Source organism: Ruegeria sp. N11 (assembly GCF_056531525.1).
Genome location: NZ_JBQFLX010000055.1, coordinates 1 through 2500, shown reverse-complemented (window position 1 = coordinate 2500; position 2500 = coordinate 1). Strand labels below are relative to the sequence as shown.

General features: G+C 54.2%; 1 tRNA gene and 2 rRNA genes (1 of these 3 cut by a window edge). All 3 read left to right on the top strand.

Features of this window, described 5'->3' with window-relative positions:
* Nucleotides 1-2075, top strand: a 23S ribosomal RNA gene (locus ACR0J8_RS23915); it begins 789 nt to the left of the window's first position.
* A 185-nt stretch (nt 2076-2260) separates the two neighbouring features.
* Nucleotides 2261-2375 (top strand): 5S ribosomal RNA (gene rrf / locus ACR0J8_RS23910).
* Between the two features lie 48 nt (nt 2376-2423).
* Nucleotides 2424-2500, top strand: a tRNA-Met gene (locus tag ACR0J8_RS23905).

Genomic DNA, 2500 nt, shown 5'->3' with positions numbered 1-2500 from the left:
TGAAAAGGATCGGGATGAGCTGTGCCTAGGGGTGAAAGGCCAATCAAACTCGGAGATAGCTGGTTCTCTGCGAAATCTATTTAGGTAGAGCGTCATCCGAATACCCCGGGGGGTAGAGCACTGGATGGGTAATGGGGCCCCACAGGCTTACTGATCCTAACCAAACTCCGAATACCCGGGAGTACTAGATGGCAGACACACTGCGGATGCTAACGTCCGTAGTGGAGAGGGAAACAACCCTGACCTACAGCTAAGGCCCCCAATTCATGGCTAAGTGGGAAAGCAGGTGGGACGACCAAAACAACCAGGAGGTTGGCTTAGAAGCAGCCATCCTTTAAAGATAGCGTAACAGCTCACTGGTCTAAATAAGTTGTCCTGCGGCGAAGATGTAACGGGGCTCAAGCCATGAGCCGAAGCTTAGGATGCCGTAAGGCATGGTAGCAGAGCGTAGTGTGACATAGAACTCATCCGTATTTGCATCCACCTGTGAAATATCAGCGGGTGTAATGACGGATCGAGTTCTTTCGATGAAGCCGGCCTGTGAGGGATCCGGTGGAGAGATCACTAGTGAGAATGATGACATGAGTAGCGACAAAGAGTGTGAGAGACACTCTCGCCGAAAGTCCAAGGGTTCCTGCTTAAAGCTAATCTGAGCAGGGTAAGCCGGCCCCTAAGCCGAGGCCGAAAGGCGTAGGCGATGGGAACTAGGTTAATATTCCTAGGCCAGGAGGATGTGACGGATCACAGGTGTAGTTCAATCTTATCGGATTGATTGGGCTGCTGAGTGGTTCCTGGAAATAGCCCTCCATCAGACCGTACCCTAAACCGACACAGGTGGACTGGTAGAGCATACCAAGGCGCTTGAGAGAACGATGTTGAAGGAACTCGGCAAAATACCTCCGTAAGTTCGCGAGAAGGAGGCCCGGTTCCTAGGCAACTAGGGGCTGGGGGCACAAACCAGGGGGTGGCGACTGTTTATTAAAAACACAGGGCTCTGCGAAGTCGCAAGACGACGTATAGGGTCTGACGCCTGCCCGGTGCCTGAAGGTTAAAAGGAGAGGTGAGAGCCTTGAATTGAAGCCCAGGTAAACGGCGGCCGTAACTATAACGGTCCTAAGGTAGCGAAATTCCTTGTCGGGTAAGTTCCGACCTGCACGAATGGCGTAACGACTTCCCCGCTGTCTCCAACATCGACTCAGCGAAATTGAATTGCCTGTCAAGATGCAGGCTTCCCGCGGTTAGACGGAAAGACCCCGTGCACCTTTACTACAGCTTCGCACTGGCATCAGGATTGTGATGTGCAGGATAGGTGGTAGGCTTTGAAGCAGGAACGCAAGTACCTGTGGAGCCTCCCTTGAGATACCACCCTTCGCACTCTTGATGTCTAACCGCGGTCCGTTATCCGGATCCGGGACCCTGCGTGGCGGGTAGTTTGACTGGGGCGGTCGCCTCCTAAAGCGTAACGGAGGCGCGCGAAGGTTGGCTCAGAGCGGTCGGAAATCGCTCGTTGAGTGCAATGGCAGAAGCCAGCCTGACTGCGAGACTGACAAGTCGAGCAGAGTCGAAAGACGGCCATAGTGATCCGGTGGTCCCGAGTGGAAGGGCCATCGCTCAACGGATAAAAGGTACGCCGGGGATAACAGGCTGATACTGCCCAAGAGTCCATATCGACGGCAGTGTTTGGCACCTCGATGTCGGCTCATCTCATCCTGGGGCTGGAGCAGGTCCCAAGGGTACGGCTGTTCGCCGTTTAAAGAGGTACGTGAGCTGGGTTTAGAACGTCGTGAGACAGTTCGGTCCCTATCTGCCGTGGGTGTAGGAGACTTGAGAGGAGTTGCCCCTAGTACGAGAGGACCGGGGTGAACGATCCACTGGTGGACCAGTTGTCGTGCCAACGGCAGTGCTGGGTAGCTATGATCGGACAGGATAACCGCTGAAGGCATCTAAGCGGGAAGCCCCCCTCAAAACAAGGTCTCCCTGAGGGCCGTGGAAGACCACCACGTCAATAGGCCGGAGATGTAAGCGCAGTAATGCGTTCAGTTGACCGGTACTAATCGCCCGATAGGCTTGATTTGATCCAGTAATGGAAAGACAAAATCAAAAACATACACCTCAGTAAACATGGATAACTTCGCAGCGCCTAGCCGCGATGTTGATTGACATAACAACCGTGCAGGAACGCGCATCCGCTTCGCGAATACGCTGCCTCCTGCGCGTCGCCTTTTTGCTTCGCAAAAAGAGCGACGGGGATTTTCCTCGGTTTGGTGGTCATAGCGCAAGTGAAACACCCGGTCCCATCCCGAACCCGGAAGTTAAGCACTGCCGCGCCAATGGTACTTGGGCTTAAGCCCCGGGAGAGTAGGTCACCGCCAAACCTAGCAAAATCCCCCTTCTCTCTGACGATGACAAAAATCTGACACTGACGCGGGATGGAGCAGCCCGGTAGCTCGTCAGGCTCATAACCTGAAGGTCGTAGGTTCAAATCCTACTCCCGCAACCA